The sequence below is a fragment of the Shewanella sp. FJAT-51649 genome (assembly GCF_019457435.1).
Lineage (GTDB): Bacteria > Pseudomonadota > Gammaproteobacteria > Enterobacterales > Shewanellaceae > Shewanella > Shewanella mangrovisoli.
Genome location: NZ_CP080411.1, coordinates 542,352 through 561,087, shown reverse-complemented (window position 1 = coordinate 561,087; position 18,736 = coordinate 542,352). Strand labels below are relative to the sequence as shown.

Here is an 18,736-nt window from a genome sequence, read left to right as displayed (position 1 = left end):
TACCGACGTTTTTATTTATATCGTTATCGTTCCAACATGCCTGAAAATGGCTAGCGACTTGATTAATATCCACTTTCATTCAATTTGCTTTGGGCCTTGCCGATGGCGTTTAACAGGGCCTCACGATTAATCTCTGCCCTTGGCTGCGCCAGTAATGCTTGCCAATGGTCTATCGCCTCTTGGTAGTGCCCATGGAGATAGGCGTCGTTGGCCTGTAGCATCCGCGTCTGCGGCTCAAAGGGCGCAAGCGCAAGCGTCTGTGCAATCAGTGCTTGGGTCTCTGCGGTCATTTGCCGACCATCGCGGTAGTAGAGGGCATTGGCCTTAGCGCCGAGCACCTCTTCATCCTCCCCCACCAACGCAAGCAGTTTGTCTAGGGTTTGCACCGCATCGGCATATAAGCCACCCGCGCTGTAAGCCTCGGCAAGCGCCTGTAATGCCAACGGGTTTTGCGGTTGTTCATCTACGAGGCGCAGGGCTTTGGTGATGTCGGCTGCCACTAAATAGTCAATGTTTTCATTGAGCTTGCCTGTATCCCAATCCTGATAACGCCCCGTTTGGCTATAGATGGCGAGCGTGAGCAATAGCAGAAGCGCACTGCACAGCACAGGCACGCCATGGGAGACTTGAGACTCTCCCACCAAAGTTTGCCTCTGGTTTAAACGCGCGTGCTGCCTGAAAATCCAAGCCACAAACCCGCTTAACAGGAGTGCAATGGTGAATCCTAAACTTGCCATGCCTTACCTCAACGCTCGCCTATCCAAGTTCATCACTAAACGAACCTAAGCTAATGTTTAGCCCTTAGTGGGCTGGCATCATGCCCATCATGCGGGCTTCTTTTTTCTCGCTGGGCTTTTCGATATTTTTCAGTTCGATTTCAAAAATCAGAGTTGATTGCGGTGGGATTTCACCGACAAACTCATTGCCGTAGGCTAAGTTGGCTGGAATAACAAAACGGTATTTCGAGCCCATAGGCATGAGTTTTAAGCCCTCTTCCCAACCAGGGATCACGCTCATCAAAGCAAAACGTGTAGGTTCTTTACGGCCGACGGTATTTTCAAACTCAGTGCCATCGATAAGCTTGCCGACATACTCGACGGTAACCACATCTTCAGGGTTGGGTTTATTACCCGAGCCTTGGGTTAACACTTCATATTGCAGGCCTGACTCTGTAACGGTTACACCTGATTTCTTCTTATTTTTAGCAAGATAGGCTTCACCCGCCTGAGTATTTTCCGCGGCGAGCTTCTCGGCGTTCGCCTTTCTCACTTGATTTAGCTCTTCGGCGCGTTGGTTTAGATAGGTCAGCACTTCTTCATCGGTTAATTGCTGCTGTTTTTTGAGCGCATCGACAAAGCCCTGCACCACTAAGTCCACATTCACTTCTGCGCCCAGTTCGACTTGGTTATAAATCTGGCCAGAAATGTAGTTACCTACGGAGGCGCCGATGCTGTAGGAGGCTTTATCTGCATCGTTATTAAGCGTTGGGGCAGCAAAGCTCGCCATAGAGACAAACAATGCAGCGCAGGTCGCCACTGTGAGGTTTTTTGGGATAAAAGAAGTTGGCATAGATATTTTCATTTTATGTTCTCTACAATTTAGCCCTTGGGCTTTAGTGCTTTAGCCGAAAACGTATGGGATAACCCATAACCGATTAATAATATTTATTTGATTACTATGGTTTTTCTGTTGCTCTACCTGACATGCGCCAGCCGAAGATGCCATCGGCCATATGTCGCACACCTGTGTAACCTAGCTTCATGGTTTCCCGTGCGGCCATATTGCTGGCGGTGCAAAGGCGATTGGCGCAATAGAACACCATCACAGCGTCTTTATGCTTTGGCAGTAGCTCTCGCCAATTCTGCACATTGAAAAAAACCGCTCCGGGGATAAAACCTTCCGCCCAAATTTCCAGTGTGTTTACATCGAAAAAATACACTCCAGGCTTGCCGACTAAGGTTTCGGCTTCCCGCATGGAAATCGGATTCAACTGAATTTCGTTATAGGGCGCCTCGGAGATTTCAGAGCCACCACCAGCCGTGACGGGTAAACTCATGCCACCTAGGCCCAGAGCCAGTAAGCCGCCTATCAGGCTGTGTCGAATCGCTTTATTCATCATTTGGCCTCGTATAGCCCCCGACACTCGCGTGCCGGGGACAAGTTAGACTCGAGTCGAACTACATTTTCTGTGCGCTCAGGCCGTTGCCATCGATAATGGCTTGGGCTTGAGTGACATAGGTCAAGGCAGCGTCGAGACGTTTCAGTGAGTAACGTGGACCATGGACGCCCCATGAACCGTCAGCCTTGATTAGGCGAACAACGTCTTGGGCTTTGTCGGTCAACATCAGCACTTGAGTCTTGTCTTCTACCGACAGCTTGGTGACTTCTAACAGCTTGTCGATACGGGCAAGGGCTTGTTCTACTTGAGCAAAAGTATCCTTAACGGGTTTTTGCCACTTTTGAACTTCGCCGTAGATTTCCATCTGATCTTCGAAGTGCAGACCGACTTCCAGCTCAGATTGGAACTGGCTATGACAGCCTTTGTTATCCACTACATCGTGGTCTGAGGCCGACGTGCGGGCACAAGTCCACATCAGGTCGAGGTAGTTGTAGCCGTTCTCGTCTTTCGCCACAGTCCAGCCCTTAGTGGTTGCATCGCGAGACTTGCCTTCAGGTGGGTTGAGGGTCTTACGCAGTGGGTCGACATCAATCTTCCACATGTGTGACTTACGCACGTTGTCGAAGCCCGCCATATCTGGGAATTGGATCGCAGTGAAGTTTTCACAACTTCCCATGTTTGGCATATGACAGCTTTGACAGGTTTGGTTGCTGTGGGTGTTAGTGTTCTTGGCGATCTCGGCTTGAGCCGTGTGACAGTCAGTACACTGTTTGATGATTTTTGGCTTAGTGATACCTGAGGTCCAATCGCCATCGGTCACTTCATGCGGATCGTGACAGGTTGAACAACGCATACCTTTGTCATAGTGCGCAGAGGCAAACATTTGCGAACCTTCAGTACCACAGGATGGGCAAGAAGACTTCATCTTCACGTTGAAGGCATATTCCAGCTTCTCTTTACCCTGTGGCGTGTCGGCTAACTCTTCAACAAAGTTAAAGCGTTGGTGACAACGTTCACAGTTAGATGGCATGCCACCACCGATACCACCGTCTAAGTGACCGCCGGCGCCATGGCACTCTTCACAGGTAATCCCTTTGGCAATAGTGTGCTTTTGCAGCTCTTTCGGGTTACCTAAAGCCGCGAAAAATTCATCCTTCGTTTGGAAGTCAAACTTGAAGGTGTGGCACATTTCGCAGTAGGAGCTAGCAGGTTGGAACAGGAATTCCTTCTCGTACTTCGCACCGTATGAACTCATGCCCCATTGGTGTGAACCGCTGGTACCAAAGTCTTCCATTTTGACGGGGAAACTTGGGATCGCTTTATTGATTTTTGCTGCCATTTCAGGGGTTAACCACTCAGCCCAACCACGGGAGAATTGGTTACCACCGGCGACCATAGTCCCTGTGCCGTCCTTCAACAGACCGTCTTTCACGTGGTAAGTACCGCGCACTAGGTAAGCGTCGATAAAGCCATACTTGGTACGTGGTGTACCGACAGTCGCATAGATAGCATCTGGCGTAATACCCGATGGCAGAATCGAGGTATCTTTAGTGCCATACATGGTTTTTTTCAGGTCGTTATCGACCTCAGGATGCTCGCCAGGGAAACGAATGGTTTTAGAGTGGCGAGAACGTCTCCACTTCTCGTATTGCGGGCCATGACACTCGCCGCATTTTTCAGGGCCAACAAACTTGTTAGGGAAATCGAGGATAGATTTGGCCCCTAAACGATATTGCAGCGCCTTTGGACGTTGACCATCGTTGTAGGAGCTGTAACGCACCGCTGTGCCATCCGTCGGGTTCACTTCTTTACTGTGTTTGCTGTAAGCAACACTGTCACCACCGTGCAAATATTCTTCACCACGGTCACTGACTTTATAAGTGCCCTTTAATCGACCTTCTGCGTCATATTTAAAAACTGGGTGATTTTCAAATAGAAAATCAAACAATTCTTGCTCTTGAACAATATAATCCTGCAATGTTTTCACACCGCGGGATTTCTCCATTAAATTTTCATTTAAATTGGGGTTAGCCAAAATATCTTGAGTATAGTGGGATTGCTGCTTATTCCCCACGCCAGGCACCACTTTACCCTCCGACTTAGCATCGGAGGCGACTGTGGTAACGCTTACGGCAGAACCTAAACAAAATAGCACGCTTAATGCTACTTTGGATTTCCATCGCTTCATCATTCACTCCTAATTTATCATTAGTTTTATATTTTCCACTGAACCTAACTGTTCACTGAACGACATAAACAATTGACCAGTGGCGGCATGATGAAGCAGCTAAACGCCTAAAAACCTGCGCTAGTGCACATTAAATTTTGATTCAAAAATCAATAGAAATAAAAAGGCACAAATAAAATAAAACCAATAATTTAGCTAAAAATAAGTGAAAATATTTTAGAAATAAACCGTGGCTTTTTAGATCTAAAAAGAGCTAAAAAATGGTTTTATTTTTCAAAAATAGCCAAAGGGAAAAGTGACGATTTTAATGCCGAGACAGATCACATTCCTGCCCGAAAAACTCCGCTACCCTGCCAGTCAATCCTAGATAGGTGAAATGCGCGATTTGTTCAAAGACACTCAAAAAACAATACAAATGCAGACGAGACAATCTAAATAGGCTTTAAGTGAATTAAAAATAATCTCACACCAATACACGCCATAAATAAATTAACCATGCAACACAGGAATGAGTAATGATAAATATGACTCCAGAAATAGGACATATATTGCTAATCATCAGCACTGTGTTGGCATTACTCTCTGCCACTATTCATTTTGTTGGCATTAATCAGTCACAGCTTTATTTAATCGAGTTCGGAAATAAATTATTTAACGCCATGTTTATAAGCTTATTGAGCGCACTCTTATGCCTTATTTATAGCTTTATTAGCGATGACTTTTCGGTTGCCTATGTGGCGAACCATTCCAATAGCCAACTCGCCCTCGGCTATAAAATTGCCGCAGTGTGGGGCAGCCATGAAGGCTCGATGCTGTTTTGGGTGTTCGCCATCGCTTTATGGGGTGCCATTATCAATTGGCGCCAAGCGGGTAAACTCGTCGGTTTAGATAACGCCGATATGCAGACGGATAAAACCTATTTTGCGCGACTATTAGCGATTCTCGCGCTCGTTATCCTCGGCTTTAATCTGTTTTTACTCTTTACCTCCAATCCCTTTGCCCGATTACTGCCCAATATTCCGATCGAGGGGCGCGACCTCAACCCCATATTGCAAGACATTGGTTTAATACTGCACCCGCCCATGCTGTTTTTAGGTTATGTAGGGCTAACCGTTTGCTTTGCCGCAGCGCTAGCATCCCTGCTGGGAGGCGCATTAGTGCATCGTCACCTCGAATACTTGCGGCCTTGGGTCTTATTGGCGTGGATTTTCCTCACCGGCGGCAATGCTTTTGGTTCTTGGTGGGCCTATAACGAATTGGGCTGGGGCGGTTGGTGGTTTTGGGATCCCGTTGAAAATGCTTCTTTTATTCCTTGGCTAGTCGCCACTGCACTGGTGCATTCTTTAGTGCTGACCAGAAAGACCCAAGGCTTTGCTCTGACCACGCTATTTTTGTGCATCTTGGCATTTTCGCTGAGCTTATTAGGCAGCTTTTTGGTGCGCTCCGGCATAGTGCAATCGGTACATGCCTTTGCAGCAGATCCCACTAGAGGCATGTCAATCCTCTGTTTATTGGTGCTTTTTGTTGGTGCTGCGCTATTAATCTTTGCAATCAAAGCGCCAGCGTTGAAACGAGAAGTCAGCCATCACCTATTGAGCAAAGAGACACTGTTACTCCTTGGGGCCATTGTATTAGTGGTTGCAGCCTTTTCCGTACTCTTGGGCACCTTTTATCCCCTGCTATACGAGCTGCTAGGCTTAGGCACGTTGTCGGTCGGCGCACCTTACTTTAATGCGATTTTTGTCCCATTGACCTTTATCGCAGTGATCTTGATGGGCATCGCGCCGTTAATCGCTTGGAAGGCGTCAACTCGCAAGCCACTCAAAGTATTAGCCTTGCCCTCTGTCGCCATTGTGATTATCGCAACGCTGATGACGGTTCTAACCCAAGCCGATGGCGCACTCTTCCTATTCTTTGGCTGCGCCAGTGCACTATTTTTGCTCTACAGTCTTGGGATGAGTGTATGTATGAAATCCCAAGCATTGACCATACCTAAGCCCGCTATATCGACAAAATCAAAGCGCGACAGATTGGCCATGCTAGTCGGTCATTTTGGCGTGGCAGTCAGCATTATCGGCGCGACAGCAGTCTCGTTTTTTGAGCAGGAAGCCCTACTGCGTATGGGGCCAGGGCAAGGTAAACCGCTTGCCGATTATGTGCTGGTGTACGAAAGCACAGAACCAGTAGAAACCCCAAGTTTTACAGCAATCCAAGCCAATATCAGTATCCGCGATGCCAAGCAGGATGATCTTGTGCTGGGTTACCTGCATCCACAGCGACAAACCTTTAATAGTAATGGCATGGAAGTGTCTCATGCGGGGATAGACCACGGTTTTTGGCGGGATATCTATGTCTCTATGGGGCTACAACTGAGCGACACCGAATACCTGATCCGCATTAGCTATAAGCCCTTAGCGACCTGGATTTGGCTGGGTGCCTTATTGATGATGCTTGCGGGCGCTATTGCCGCTTGGCCAATCAAACAAAGCCACAGAGTCGCACAAACAAAGGCGCTGAATGTAAGTCGCTCACCACAGGAGACAATGACGTTATGAACCCACTGTTTCGCTCGCCCTATTTGAGCCTATTGTTTTGGTTGCTGTCGTTGAGTCTCTGTTTTGGCAGCGCGACGTTTCTCGCCACGGCGCAGGAGGCACCCAACCTTGGCGCCTCCTACCAACAGCAAGCCATAGAGATCAGCAAAGTGTTGCGCTGCCCTATGGCGACCAATCAGACCCTGTTTGAGTCGCAAGCACCGATTGCCCATGAGCTTAAAGGGCAAATCTTTTCACTGTTGGAACAAGGCTATAAGCGGGATGAGATCCTCGATTTTATGGTGCAGCGCTACGGCGAGAAAATCCGTTATCAGCCCGAATTTAAGCCCGCCACACTGGCACTCTGGCTCGGCCCGCTCGTGCTGCTGGTCGTGGGGTTAGGTTTAGGGCTAGCCCTAATAAAACGCAGACCTAAGCCCTTAAAACACAACCCTTAAAAGATAGCCCCTTTTACCCTATTGCTAAGTTCGAATAGAAGGATAACCCCATGAAACCTTACATCGCCAAGCTCACTCTCCTTTGCGCCGCATGGCTGCTGAGCTGCACCGTTCAGGCCCATTCACTGCAAAACAAACTCTATGAAACAGGTGAGCCCATTCCTAAACCCAGAGTCATGACCGGCTTTATCGAGATGCAGCATGCCCGCGGCGTGCCTGAAGTCCCGTTTGTCGATGAAGCCGGGCAAACACACACCCTAAAGCAATACCAAGGTAAATTGACCTTAGTAAACCTTTGGGCAACCTGGTGCACGCCCTGCTTACGGGAAATCCCCGAACTGCAAAAACTCCAGCAGCAATATGCCAATAAGAATATCGCCATTGTGCCCATCTCAATTGATGAAGAAGTAACAGAGGTGCGACCTTTTCTTAATCAGCATGGCTTTAGCAACTACAGCACTTGGCTCGACCCTGATAAAAACATCGAGCAGATTATCCCTGCTAACGTAGTTCCTGCGACCTATGCTTTTGATGCGAAAGGTAATTTTGTCGGCTTTGTCCGTGGCTATCTTGATTGGACAGATAAAGATGTCGCGCCCTATTTAGATAAACTTATTGCCAAATATGCCCAGTAATTGCACTCGGCACTCATTACGAAAGGGCTAAGTTGGTTTTGACTTAGCCAATGCTTGAATCAAATCTCCGTTCGGTACCCCACCCTAAATCTTTGCCGAAGCCCGCTGCTCCCCGATTTGGCAGCGGGTATTTTTAGCTTATCGCCAGCGCGCTTTGTATTCTGCGCCACCTTTCTTTAGAATTGCCGCTGTTATCCATGAATCGATTTTGCAAATCTATTCGTAAAACCCATTGATAAAAACTAAGGCTTCCCGATGAAACTCACTTGTTTAACTCAACCCATTTATGACCACTTATACCGTGATATCAGTGAGTTTCGCAGCACCTTCGACCTCGCCGTTAACGAGGCTAGCTCCTTGGATGAAAAGGCCGACACGCTACATACTTCGCTGATTATTGAAGAATTAACCGAACTTGCCGAAGCCGATAGTCGTATCGAGCAGGCCGATGCAATTGTCGATTCCGTGTATGTATTGATGGGGCGCTTAGTGCATTTAGGCGCGGCCCAAATGAATGACCACCTAGAGATCAGCTACCTTATTGACTTACTGCTGTGTGTTGCTAAAAACCGTGAAATCGACTTTATCGCCTGCTGGGATGAAGTGCATTCGAGCAACATGAGTAAAGTTTGCCGCAATGAGCAGGAACTGACAGAGACTATCGCCTTCTATGCCGAGCAAGGCGTTGAAATCGTTGGCAGCAAAAAGGGCGAGTTTATCATCGCCAAATGCGCTAAGGATGTGGAAATGGCGGGTAAAGTCGTGCGCCAAGGCAAGGTATTAAAGTCAGTTTACTACCGCCCGGCGGATTTAACTCAGCTAGTAAAAGCGTAACACCGCAAGCCTAGGCTGCACAGCATGCAGCCTAGGCCTCTTCCTTAGTCCGGCGTGTCTTGCTCGGCATCCTTGCGGTATTCCAAAATATCCCCCGGCTGACAGGCTAAGTATTCACAGATACTCGCCAAGGTATCAAAACGCACCCCTTTGACTTTGCCCCGCTTAAGCAAGGACAAGTTAGCCTCGGTAATGCCCACCGCTTTGGCCAGCTCCTTAGAACTCACCTTTCGCATCGCCATCATGACGTCTAAATTAACGATAATATTCAAAATCAAACAAACTCTTGGTTTTCCGCCTCATAATCGCGGGCGGCTTTAAGCAAATACACGATCAGCAACATCAATAAAATCGTGGTGATATTGCCAAAATCGAGCACTAATTCGATGCGACCATCCTCAAAAAATGACTGATGATAGTAGCCTACGCCTAGGTTTTGTAGCATTTCAAACACTAAGGCGGCGGCTTTCAGCCATACGAGCCACAAGTAACATTTCATGCTCTCATCACTGAAAAACAACCCCCGCTGATAGCAGGATAACAGCCGTTGCAGCCAATAAACACCGACTAAAAATGAGATAAATAAAGGGGTTAGCATGGCGAGTAACAGGTTTCGGCTAGCGTTCGGCAAGTTCCACAGTTCGAGGAACTGGGAATTACTGGTATTGAAGCGGATCTCATCATAGGCCCAATAGCTATAAAGTAGATGGGCGATAATCGCCACCGCAGATAACAGCACCAGCCAGCGACAAAAACCACTGATTTTTATTAATTTTTCAAAATTTTGATTCATCCACTCACCCAAACATCATACCAAGCCGTTCATAGCGAACGAGCACCAGTATAATCCTTCGACAAAAAATATTACAAAGAAATATAATTTTATTGTTTTACGATAATTAATTTTCGTATTAGCATAATATCAATTTTCCTAAACTAAGGTTACGACAATGCAAAAATTTCCATTTACGAGTCAGTTATGCAGTGCTGCCATTGCCGCCGCACTGCTACTGACGGGTTGCACTACGGCAGATGTTCGCAACGAACAGCCTCAAGTTGCCGCGACGCAGCAAACCGAGGCGCCGCTCATTCCCATCGAAAACTTCTTTAACGAGCAAAGCATTCGCCATCTAAAAATGTCCGACGATGGCAAATGGCTCGCCTTTGTAAAGGAATACCAAGGGGCCAGCAATATCTATCTGATGGCGGATAAGAGCGACCTCGCTAGCGCCACGCCACTGACCACATCGGTAGAACCCATCCGCGCCTTCGAATGGTCCGCCAAGGGCAATGACTTATTCTTTATGAAGGACAAAGGCGGTAATGAGAACACCCAGATTTACAAGCTGAGCTTTGAAGAACACGCGGGCAAAATTACCGCTAAAGAGCAGCGCTTAACCCATAAGGACGACGTGCAATACAGCGTGCTCGAGCAGGTAAAAGACAATCCCGATCTGCTGGTTGTTCAAGCCAACCACGACGATTCGAGCCGCATGGATATTTATCTGCTCAATATCAACGATGGCAAGTTAACCACAATCCTGAAGAACGAGCTGAGCTTTACTCAGGTGAAGTTTAATAAGCAGGGGCAACCTGTGATTGCCAGCAGCAGTAATCTCGATAACACCAATGCCTTATATGTGCTGATCGACGGCAACTGGCGCAAGATCATTCAAAGTGCCAAGGGCGAGAGCATCGATATTCTAAAAGTGAACGATGATAAGAAGCTCGCCTATATCAGCGCCAATATCGGCGATCGCGATAAACAGGAATTGCTGAAAGTCGATCTGATGACGGGTAAATATGAAACCATTCACAAGGATCCCGACAACGAGGCCGACGTATTTGCGGTACAGTTTAGCGATGCGGGTGAGCCCTTAGCCGTTGGTTACTACGGTGGACGTTTACGGGTTTATCCCTTAGATGCCGAATTTGCTCGCCATTGGGATGTGATTAATCGTCATTTTAATCAAGATGTTGAAATCACAATTGGCGAGATGAACGAGAAAACCAATCTGTGGCAAATTCATGTCGCCAGCGACAGAGCCGCAGGCGCTGACTATCAATACAATGCCGCCACTGGGGATATCCATCTGTTAGTGGACATTCCGGCCAGTATTCCTGCGGGTCAACTCTCGCCACGCCAATCGATTGTCTATACCGCGCGGGACGGGGTGAAAATCCAAGCCTATTTAACGCTACCGAAAGGCAAACAGACTCAGCTGCCGACCATTATCCTGCCCCATGGCGGCCCTTGGGCACGGGATTTTTGGACGCTCGACTCGGGTTATTTCCACGCGATTGCCCAGTTTTATGCCAACCGTGGTTATGCCGTGTTGCAACCTAACTTCCGCGCCTCGACGGGTTTCGGTAAGAAGTTCTTAAACCTAGGCAACAATAACTGGGGCATTGGCAGCATGCAGCACGATCTCACCGATGGTGCCAATTACTTAGTCGAACAAGGTATTGCCGATAAACAACGTTTAGGGATCTTCGGCGCTTCCTACGGTGGTTATGCGGCACTGTCAGGTGCGACCTTCACACCCGACTTGTACCAAGCGGTGATCGCTTACGTGGGACCATCGAGCTTAGTAACGCTGATGAATTCCTTCCCCGACTACTGGCGCCCCTATTTAGGCCAATGGTTTGAGTCGGTGGGCGATCCGCAAATTGCCGAGCAGAAGCAAGATATGGAAAAGCGCTCGCCAATTAACTATGTCGATAATATCAAGGCGCCATTGATGCTGATCCAAGGGGCGAACGATCCTCGCGTCACCCAAATTGAGTCGGATAATATCGCCAAGAAGATGTATCAAAAGTCTTTGCCGGTTAAGTACGTACTGGCCAAAGATGAAGGACATGGCTTTAGTAAACGTGCCAACAAACTGGCTTCGATTGTCGCCACCGAGCAGTTTTTTGCTGAGCATTTAGGCGGGCGTGTCGATACGAATGTGAACCCCGACATTCTAAAACACTTAGACAGCCTGAACGTCGATATCAGTAAACTCTAACGCGCTAAGGGCAAGCTAAGGCTTGCCCTTTTTGTTGTGTCTTTATCACTCTGCGACCACGGCATCGATAGCTGCGGGTAAGCGGATCTCAACTCGAGTCAGTAACTTAGCATCATCCACCACGAGATTGGTCTCGCCCTGTTGCGCCCGAGCAAATAAGCGCGCCGCATAGGTGCCAATGCCTACCCCTTCAGCCTTGCCTTGCGTGACATATTTTTCCCAAAACTGCTCACGGATATCGGCGGGCACGGCGCCCGTGTTTTCGATAGCGATCAGTACATCACCTTCCTGGCGCGACAGCAAAATCGCTACTTTTGTTTTAGGGCGCGCCGCCTCGAAGGCATTTTTAATTAGGTTGAACAACATAGGGTGACACAATTTAGGATCACCCATCACATCGAAGCTACTGCAGGGATCTTCATCAGGAGACAAGTAAGCCACTAGTTGTTTGCTGTGAAAGTTGACCTGCGCCGCCTGTAGCAACTGCTTTAACATCTCATGCACCGAAAACCACTCGGCATCCAAGGCATATTGCCCCGCCTCGATACGCAGGATATCCGAGGTCAAATTCACGGTATTAATCGACTGTAGCGCCAACTCATCGACCAAATTGATCTTGTGCAGCCACTCCTTAGGAAAGCTTTTATCCTGCGCGAGTTTTTGCGCCAAGGCGCTTATTGTCGCCAGCGGATTTTTAAGATCGTGGCTTATGATGCTATCGGCATTGTCTTTAAGTTGTGCCAGACGCAACAGCTCGTCGCACTCTTGCTGTAATGCCCGTTGACGCTGCACTTGCGCCAGCACATTTGCCAGCTTGAGCTTTAAGATCTCCGGCTGCACGGGCTTAGTGAGATAGTCGATTGCGCCGCCTCTTAGCCCCTGCAGATGATGCTCAACTTCACCGAGGGCACTGACAAAGATCACCGGGATCTCGGCCGATCGCGGCTCAGCTCTTAAAGCTTGCAACACTTGATGCCCGTCCATTTCGGGCATCATTACATCTAACAACACCACATCGGGCGGTGTCGCCGACTGGCAAATTTTTAGCGCTGCCTTGCCGTCCTTGGCAAACAGCACTTTATAGTCGTCGTTTAACAGCCCCGCCATAAAAGCCAGATTGTCCGGCATATCATCGACCACCAGCACCACATTCAAGGCGGGCGCGGTTTCCATTGCCGCCGTCGCGTCTATTTTGGCCGTCATCGCTGGAGATGGCGCGATTTGAGTGCGTTTATGGCGACGCGTAAATGCCTGTAACACTCTGGCCTGCAAGGTCTTGGAGTTAAAGGGCTTAGCGATAATATCCGACACCCCATACTTCATCGCCACTTCCACTAAACTGCGATGGGCGTTGGCCGTCACAAGGATAATGGGCAAATCTTGCCATTTATCCTGCTGGCGCAGGCTCTCGAGTAACTCTTGCCCATGGCCATCCGGCATACTCCAATCCAGTAATAGGAGATCGATATGCATTCGCTGCAACATATCCAAGGCTTGGCGACCACAATCGGCTTGCAACACTTGACCGAAGCCGAGTTGGCGCAGCTGCTCGGCCATAATTTTACGCAGGGCATCCATATCCTCGACTATCAAGCACTGCATTTGAGTTAACTGCATGTCGCCGCCCTCTCATCTTGCGCCTGTTTAAGGGTTTGTAGTCGCACTAATGCCTGCTCAAAATCAAACAGTTCAACGTCCATTTTTAACTGTTTGAGCAGGCCAGAATCCCCCTGTAACTGCGGCGCATGGGTCAGCTTATTCACCCACTCCAAAGCATTGGTGTTGTATTCCAGCAGGCTTTGCTCTAACTGCGGCCACATGGCCGCGAGCACCTCATCGCTTAATGAGGCTTCCGGCTTGATGCTATTGTTCTGCTGATGCCAGCTCTCTAAGCCACTGACTAGACACTGTAACTCGGTTTGTAACGCCAATAACTGCTCATGCAGCTCCACCGTAAAACTCCGCTTCGCAGTCAGGCATTGCTGCTCGAGTTCACCGGCAAGGCGGCTGATCTCCATCACCCCGACGTTGGCGGCAACGCCCTTTAAGGTGTGCAAGCTTAAGCGCAGTTCATCGGCGTTTTCCTCCTGCCAGGCGCGCTGTTGTTGCCCCAACAAGGTCTTACTGGTGTTGATAAATAAGCCCAACAAATGGCTATAGAGTGATTCGTTGTGATCACAGTGCGACAAACCATTTTGAATACTTAATCCCTCGAGCTGCGGTAAATCCTGCGCATGGTTCGAGCGTTTCAATACTAAGGGCACTGATTTTCGCTGCTTGGGTGTGCTCCAGCGCGCCATCACAGTGTAGAGATCCTTCACATGCACAGGCTTAGTGATCTGATCGTTCATCCCCACCGCCAGCGCCTTTTCAATATCACCGGACATGGCATTGGCCGTCATCGCCAAGATCGGTAAGTTGGCAAATTGGGGCAATTCGCGGATGCGACGCGTCGCCTCGTAACCATCGAGCACAGGCATCTGGCAATCCATTAATACGCAATCGAAGTACTGCTGCTCAACTCTCTCAATGGCCTCAAGCCCATGATTTGCCACAGTGACATTGATGCCCGCCTGACGTAATAGCTCCACCGCCAACTCTTGATTGAGCTGGTTATCCTCGACTAACAACACCTCTGCGCCCGCCAGTTGGGTCTTAAGGGCATGCAGCGAATGATCTTGCTGCACTTGCCTGCCATCCTCACTCTGATGTCCCAGCAGGGATAACAGCGCATTACCTATGGCAATCGGCGTAAGCGGTTTAGTCTGCGAGATGACTCTGTCATTATTTTCAATGAGTTGTCTAAGAGAGTCCTGATCGCTTAGCTGGCCAATCAGTAACATTCGCGATGCTTGATTAACCGCCAACGCTTCCAACAATTCAGGCATAAATGCACTGTAATCGCAGATCAGCAATTGCCTTGTGGACGACTGTTTAAGTTGGGCGATCACTGTGCCCACATCGGCACTCTCGACCTGCATGTTTGCCGAAACACCATGTACGGTCAAAAGCTTATCTAACCTAGGATGTAAACCGATCAGCTTAGCGGTTTCTCCCGCTAAGGGATCAAACAAAGCATTAGGATCGTAGGTATCGGCACAATCGAGAGTGAGCCTGACATAAAAACGACTGCCGACGCCTAATTCGCTCTCACACCAAACCTCGCCGCCCATCAGATGAGCGAGGCGCTTACAGATAGCTAAACCTAAGCCAGTGCCGCCATATTCCCGAGAAGTCGAGGCATCCACCTGCTCGAAGGAGCCAAAAAGAACCCCTTGTTTTTGCTCAGGAATACCAATGCCAAAATCTTCCACACAGAAGGTCAGCTCAATCTGCTCACCATGCACTTTACTCTCGCAGCTCAATACCACATTGCTGTCGTTATGGGAGAATTTGACCGCATTATTACAGTAGTTGATCAGGATTTGCCCTAAGCGCAGGCCATCGCCATGGTAGTAGCGGGGCAATTCTGGCGGCAGATCGAAGATAAACGCCATGTTCTTCTCTTCGACCTTATAACTCACCACATTAGCCAAGTTAGACAGCACATCGTCGAGATCGAATACAGTGCATTCGATATCCATCTTCTCGGCCTCGATTTTGGAAAAATCCAAAATATCGTTGAGAATACCCAGCAGCGAGCCCGCCGCCTGATGCACTTTGCCCACATAATCCCGCTGTTTACTGCTTAATTCTGTCTGCAACACCAAATAAGACATACCGAGGATCGCATTCATTGGCGTGCGGATCTCATGGGACATATTCGCTAAAAAGTCAGACTTAGCGCGGTTTGCCGCCTCTGCGGCGTCCTTAGCGATGGCCAGCTCATCCTGAATCGACTTAGTATCGGTAATATCCAAGGCCCAACAGAGGTTAGCATTTTGGCCATCCTGCACTGTGTGGTACGCCGTTAACAACACATCACGGCGTTGCCCTTTGCAATCAAATAGTTGAGTTTCAAAGACGGTACTGTCTTGGCTTAAATCCAATTCACTAATATGGCAACGGTAGTCATCGGGCTGCGCAAAAATCGGGTAAACGGATTGGCCCACTTGCAGCCCCGTCATCTCGGTAATTTGCTCGTTCACATAGCGGCAGACGCCTTCGATGCAGATCCAAACGCCAATCGGGCTTCTACCTAACACGTGTTTGAGCAGATCCCGCTCACGTTCGAGCAAGGCATTCATCAGCTTTCGTTCCGACAGATCGTGATAAGTGCCCAATACAAACAGCGAGCCATTGAGCTCGATACGCTTAAGCGTGACCTCAACATTGACGATTTCCGCCATTGAGGTCACAAAATCGGCTTCGAATCGCAACTGCCCCTGCTCCAACACAGTCTGTAGACGTTGTTCGAACAGGGTCTCGCTGTCGGTTTCGCCCAAGTGCGGTGGATAATAAACTAGAGTGCGACGACCAATAAGTTGATGTTTATGCTGATATTTAAGTAGTGATAACAGGGCTGAGTTACATTCAATAATCACCCCTTGCCTATCGGTAATCACACAGGCGTCGACCGCCGAGTCGAATAAGGCTTGGAACTTATTCATACTCAGGCTGAGCTGCTCTTCGGTGTGGATCCGCTGTGCGATATCTTTATTTAACCTTCTGTTTCGCAAGCTAAACATCAGCAGAACAAGCACAACGGCCACGGCAATTCGCACCGCCCAGTCAAATACTTGCTGCTTCTTGAGCCCCAGTTCATATTGCACGTTTACCCAGCGGTGCTGAATTTCACGTACTTTATCTTGGGGGATTTGAGCCAGAGCCTTATTTAAAATGCTCTGTAGCTCGGGCCAATCCTTACGCACCCCCATAGAGATACCAAAGCGGTAGTCACTGGCAGACACAATTTGCAGTCGATTAAACTGTGGCGATTGCAATAAGTAAGCTGTGCTCGGGAAATTCACAAAGGCAGCATCGACTTGGTGTTGCTTCACCGCCATTAACGCTTGCTCAAGATTTTCAAAGGGGATAAGGACGATTTCAGGATAATCTTCAAGCAGTTGCGTTTGTGTCACATCGCCCGAAACCACACTGACTGACTTGCCCTTAAGCTGCTCTAAACTGCTGGGATGTTCTCCATCGACATGGGTGACTATCACAGGCGGATATTGATTGATGGCATCGGTAAATAACATCCATTGTTCACGGCCAGCATTGGCCGAGGCCAGCGATAACATATCCACATCGTGCCGCTTAAATTCATCGATGGCTTGCTGCCAAGAACCTTCGTTATAGGTCTGGAAGATCAGCGGTACGACGCGGCTGATCTCGGCGAGATAATCCGCCATCATGCCACGGTGGATGCCGTTTTCATCAATAAAATCAATGGGAGCGGAATGAGGATCAATCCCAACCTTGACGATAGGATTGTTGTTGATAAAGGCCCTTTCCTCCACGCTTAGCTGAGTCATAAAGCGGTGAACATCCATATTAGGGATCAAGCTGCCTAAGCGAAAATCCACCAAAAACAGATTCGTATTTAGCGCAAGAGACACCCGAGAAAAGTCAGGTTGCAGTGAGTCAAAATCGAGTAACTCATAGTAATCGTTATAGTTATTGGGGCTGATGATCAAAGGCAATACCTGAAACTCGAAGCCCTTAGCGCGAGTATCCACCCCATTTAAATAATCAAATAACAGCACAAGGCCAAAGGCGCCTTGAAATTCTACCCCGCCGACACCCGCGGCGACAGTGCCCTTTTGGATCCCTTGTGCCAATTGATGATTCCAACTTAGCGAACCAATATGGGCCATAGGGCGCGAAGTATCGGCTTCGGCCTCATGGGTCACCGCCATGGCCATAGTGGTGTTCATTGCAATCACGGTATTAATATTAGGATCTTGCTGTATCGCCTTAAGGTAAGCGGCACGCGCCGCCGAGGCGCTCCAATCGGTATTAACGACCTTGAATTTGGCATTGGCAAATTGCTTGCTCACGGCATTTTTGAGTTCAGCGGTACGCTTTTGCACATCGAGATTGTCTTTACTTCCCGCGAGTAGTAACAGGTTCATCTGCTCGGAGCTGGCTTCCTCCTCAAACATTTTTTCGAGCAGGTTTTGCCCCAGATTGCTGCTATTCATAGTCACCTTACCAACCCAGTTAGGATTTTGGGTTCTTAAGGCCAATGAGCTTTGGGCAAATTCGGAGTTAATGGTCACGACGGGGATATTGTTGCGTTTGGCCTCAACTAAGAGTTCTTGCCCCATACCTAAGATAGGGACAAAAATAATCCCAGCAACGGCGTTATCTATCGCCTCATGCCCCAGAGCGAGTAAGGTTTCCGGCGTGCCATCGCCGTAGATGATGTCGAGCTGGATATTAAGATCCATGGCGGCAATCTTGGCAAACTTAGCGACTTGATTCCAAAAGGGTCTATCCGCCTCCAAAATCATACTCACCCTATGGCTATGGGCGAGTTTTTGCGCCGGCGTCAATTGGGATAAAGCCTGACGATGCTCTTGCAGTGACATCTCATTGGCCGCAACCGTATTCGGCCACAAGCACAGTAAAGACGCCGACAGGCTCAAGAGACAGGCAAAATACCCCAGCGAGGAGATAACGCGCACGCTAGGCTTTACCCTTTGACGCTGGCCGCCAATGGCCGTAAAGATGTGTCGAATGGCCTTATCTAAACGACCCGAAAGAATGCCAAAAACGGCCATAACTTTTCCTCTTAGGTTAAGTTTCTTACCGTCCCGCTGGTATGAATGGTGTACTTAAGAATGAGAACAGACGAAATGCGAACAGCTAAAACACTGTGGATTCAATTGAACCCGAGGTAATGGATGGAACAGGCTTGGCCATTTGATCCATGAGGCCAATGGCACCTTAGCTCATAAAACAGGCAGTAATTGTAGAAAAAACCACTCACACTAAAAAGCATTAATCCCTAAAAGTGTGAACAAAACAAACCAAAAGATACAACATGATACATTTTTTTGGGTTATTATC

At 48.5% G+C, this 18,736-nt stretch carries 13 protein-coding genes; 5 read left to right on the top strand and 8 right to left on the bottom strand.

Going from position 1 to position 18,736, the window contains the following annotated elements:
- Nucleotides 1-62 precede the first annotated feature (62 nt).
- The 4 genes from K0H59_RS02490 to K0H59_RS02475 form a co-directional block, all read right to left on the bottom strand.
- The gene (locus K0H59_RS02490) at nt 63-737 is read right to left on the bottom strand and encodes a tetratricopeptide repeat protein (RefSeq protein WP_220054561.1); all 675 of its coding nucleotides are present in this window, start codon (nt 735-737) and stop codon (nt 63-65) included.
- A gap of 64 nt (nt 738-801) precedes the next feature.
- Nucleotides 802-1,581, bottom strand: coding sequence for an FKBP-type peptidyl-prolyl cis-trans isomerase (locus K0H59_RS02485; RefSeq protein WP_220054560.1), 780 nt, complete (start codon nt 1,579-1,581; stop codon nt 802-804).
- 94 nt (nt 1,582-1,675) lie between these two features.
- The gene (locus K0H59_RS02480; protein ID WP_220054559.1) at nt 1,676-2,119 is read right to left on the bottom strand and encodes a rhodanese-like domain-containing protein; all 444 of its coding nucleotides are present in this window, start codon (nt 2,117-2,119) and stop codon (nt 1,676-1,678) included.
- Between the two features lie 58 nt (nt 2,120-2,177).
- A complete protein-coding gene (locus K0H59_RS02475) occupies nt 2,178-4,307 on the bottom strand; it encodes a multiheme c-type cytochrome (protein WP_220054558.1) in 2,130 nt (709 codons plus the stop codon).
- A gap of 515 nt (nt 4,308-4,822) precedes the next feature.
- Here K0H59_RS02475 and K0H59_RS02470 point away from each other — a divergent pair.
- The 4 genes from K0H59_RS02470 (at nt 4,823) to K0H59_RS02455 (ending at nt 8,768) form a co-directional block, all read left to right on the top strand.
- Nucleotides 4,823-6,862 (top strand): heme lyase CcmF/NrfE family subunit, encoded by a 2,040-nt coding sequence (locus tag K0H59_RS02470; RefSeq protein ID WP_220054557.1) that lies wholly within the window; start codon nt 4,823-4,825, stop codon nt 6,860-6,862.
- Nucleotides 6,859-7,299, top strand: a complete 441-nt coding sequence (locus tag K0H59_RS02465) for a cytochrome c-type biogenesis protein CcmH (RefSeq protein ID WP_220054556.1) — start codon at nt 6,859-6,861, stop codon at nt 7,297-7,299. The genes K0H59_RS02470 and K0H59_RS02465 overlap by 4 nt, the downstream gene beginning before the upstream one ends.
- Nucleotides 7,300-7,349: 50 nt before the next feature.
- Entirely contained in the window at nt 7,350-7,934 is a 585-nt protein-coding gene (locus K0H59_RS02460; protein WP_220054555.1) for a TlpA disulfide reductase family protein, read from the top strand.
- A 255-nt stretch (nt 7,935-8,189) separates the two neighbouring features.
- Nucleotides 8,190-8,768, top strand: coding sequence for a nucleoside triphosphate pyrophosphohydrolase family protein (locus K0H59_RS02455; protein WP_220054554.1), 579 nt, complete (start codon nt 8,190-8,192; stop codon nt 8,766-8,768).
- A gap of 44 nt (nt 8,769-8,812) precedes the next feature.
- On the opposite strand, the gene K0H59_RS02450 is transcribed toward K0H59_RS02455, so the two are convergent.
- Together K0H59_RS02450 and K0H59_RS02445 are read right to left on the bottom strand one after the other, a co-directional pair.
- A complete protein-coding gene (locus tag K0H59_RS02450) occupies nt 8,813-9,040 on the bottom strand; it encodes a helix-turn-helix transcriptional regulator (protein ID WP_220055543.1) in 228 nt (75 codons plus the stop codon).
- 2 nt (nt 9,041-9,042) lie between these two features.
- The gene (locus K0H59_RS02445) at nt 9,043-9,561 is read right to left on the bottom strand and encodes a DUF2975 domain-containing protein (RefSeq protein WP_011715691.1); all 519 of its coding nucleotides are present in this window, start codon (nt 9,559-9,561) and stop codon (nt 9,043-9,045) included.
- A 157-nt stretch (nt 9,562-9,718) separates the two neighbouring features.
- On the opposite strand from K0H59_RS02445, the gene K0H59_RS02440 reads away from it, so the two are divergent.
- Complete coding sequence (locus tag K0H59_RS02440; RefSeq protein ID WP_220054553.1) at nt 9,719-11,779, top strand: prolyl oligopeptidase family serine peptidase; 2,061 nt, start codon at nt 9,719-9,721, stop codon at nt 11,777-11,779.
- 45 nt (nt 11,780-11,824) lie between these two features.
- Here the strand turns inward: K0H59_RS02440 and K0H59_RS02435 are convergent, their stop codons facing one another.
- On the bottom strand, nt 11,825-13,396 hold the full coding sequence (locus K0H59_RS02435; protein WP_220054552.1) for a response regulator: 1,572 nt from the start codon (nt 13,394-13,396) through the stop codon (nt 11,825-11,827).
- The gene (locus K0H59_RS02430; RefSeq protein ID WP_220054551.1) at nt 13,387-18,447 is read right to left on the bottom strand and encodes a response regulator; all 5,061 of its coding nucleotides are present in this window, start codon (nt 18,445-18,447) and stop codon (nt 13,387-13,389) included. The genes K0H59_RS02435 and K0H59_RS02430 overlap by 10 nt, the downstream gene beginning before the upstream one ends.
- Between the last annotated feature and the right edge of the window lie 289 nt (nt 18,448-18,736).